General features: G+C 54.9%; 1 rRNA gene. It reads right to left on the reverse strand.

The window, feature by feature from the left end:
- Window positions 1–74: 74 nt before the first annotated feature.
- Window positions 75–1,614: ribosomal RNA gene (locus tag DOM56_RS19595) — 16S ribosomal RNA — on the reverse strand.
- Window positions 1,615–1,896 lie beyond the last annotated feature (282 nt).

A 1,896-nucleotide genomic window follows, 5' to 3' on the forward strand; every position in this document is an offset into this window, starting at 1 on the left:
GACCCAAACAGTCATTGCTCTTGGCCGATCAGGTAATTGATTGTGGACGCTTGAACCACGTGAAGCTGGTCGTTTAAGGAGGTGATCCAGCCGCAGGTTCCCCTACGGCTACCTTGTTACGACTTCACCCCAGTCATGAACCACACCGTGGTGATCGCTCTCCCGAAGGTTAAGCTAACCACTTCTGGTGCAGTCCACTCCCATGGTGTGACGGGCGGTGTGTACAAGGCCCGGGAACGTATTCACCGTGACATTCTGATTCACGATTACTAGCGATTCCGACTTCACGGAGTCGAGTTGCAGACTCCGATCCGGACTGAGGCCGGCTTTCTGGGATTCGCTCCACCTCGCGGTCTCGCAACCCTTTGTACCGGCCATTGTAGCACGTGTGTAGCCCTACCCGTAAGGGCCATGATGACTTGACGTCGTCCCCACCTTCCTCCGGTTTGTCACCGGCAGTCTCCTTAGAGTTCCCGACCGAATCGCTGGCAAATAAGGACAAGGGTTGCGCTCGTTACGGGACTTAACCCAACATTTCACAACACGAGCTGACGACAGCCATGCAGCACCTGTCTCAGAGTTCCCGAAGGCACCAATCCATCTCTGGAAAGTTCTCTGGATGTCAAGGGTAGGTAAGGTTCTTCGCGTTGCATCGAATTAAACCACATGCTCCACCGCTTGTGCGGGCCCCCGTCAATTCATTTGAGTTTTAACCTTGCGGCCGTACTCCCCAGGCGGTCGACTTATCGCGTTAACTGCGCCACTAAGTCCTTAAAGGTCCCAACGGCTAGTCGACATCGTTTACGGCGTGGACTACCAGGGTATCTAATCCTGTTTGCTACCCACGCTTTCGCACCTCAGTGTCAGTGTCAGGCCAGAAGGCCGCCTTCGCCACTGGTATTCCTCCCGATCTCTACGCATTTCACCGCTACACCGGGAATTCTACCTTCCTCTCCTGCACTCTAGCCTGGCCGTTCCGGATGCCGTTCCCAGGTTGAGCCCGGGGCTTTCACAACCGGCGTGCCAAGCCACCTACGCGCGCTTTACGCCCAGTAATTCCGATTAACGCTCGCACCCTCCGTATTACCGCGGCTGCTGGCACGGAGTTAGCCGGTGCTTCTTCTGCGAGTGATGTCCTTCCTCTGGGGTATTAACCCAGAGGCCTTCTTCCTCGCTGAAAGTGCTTTACAACCCGAAAGCCTTCTTCACACACGCGGCATGGCTGGATCAGGCTTTCGCCCATTGTCCAATATTCCCCACTGCTGCCTCCCGTAGGAGTCTGGGCCGTGTCTCAGTCCCAGTGTGGCTGATCATCCTCTCAGACCAGCTACGGATCGTCGCCTTGGTAAGCCGTTACCTTACCAACTAGCTAATCCGACATAGGCTCATCCGATAGCGCGAAGTCCGAAGATCCTCCGCTTTCTCCCGTAGGACGTATGCGGTATTAGCGTGGGTTTCCCCACGTTATCCCCCACTACCGGGCAGATTCCTATGCATTACTCACCCGTCCGCCGCTCGCCACCAGGGAGCAAGCTCCCCGTGCTGCCGCTCGACTTGCATGTGTTAGGCCTGCCGCCAGCGTTCAATCTGAGCCATGATCAAACTCTTCAGTTTAAAGTCTGATAGTCCTTACTTCTCCCGAAGGAAAAAAGCGGACCAAACTTGGTTCAAGGTCAAACGAATCTTGACGAGTCGCTTGCCTCGATATGTCGTGACTGGCTGTCACGCGAGAACAAGCGCCCACATCAATTACCTGATCGATTGTTAAAGAGCGCCTTACTTTGCCGTTTCGAATCCAAGTGCTTGTCAGCGCTTGTTTTCTGGGCCGCCGTAAGGAGTGGCGTATTTTAAGGATCGAGGCGAGGATGTCAACGTCTTTTTTGTCGAATCCTGCTT

It is taken from the genome of Salinicola sp. CR57, from assembly GCF_003206585.1.
Taxonomy (GTDB): domain Bacteria; phylum Pseudomonadota; class Gammaproteobacteria; order Pseudomonadales; family Halomonadaceae; genus Salinicola; species Salinicola lusitanus.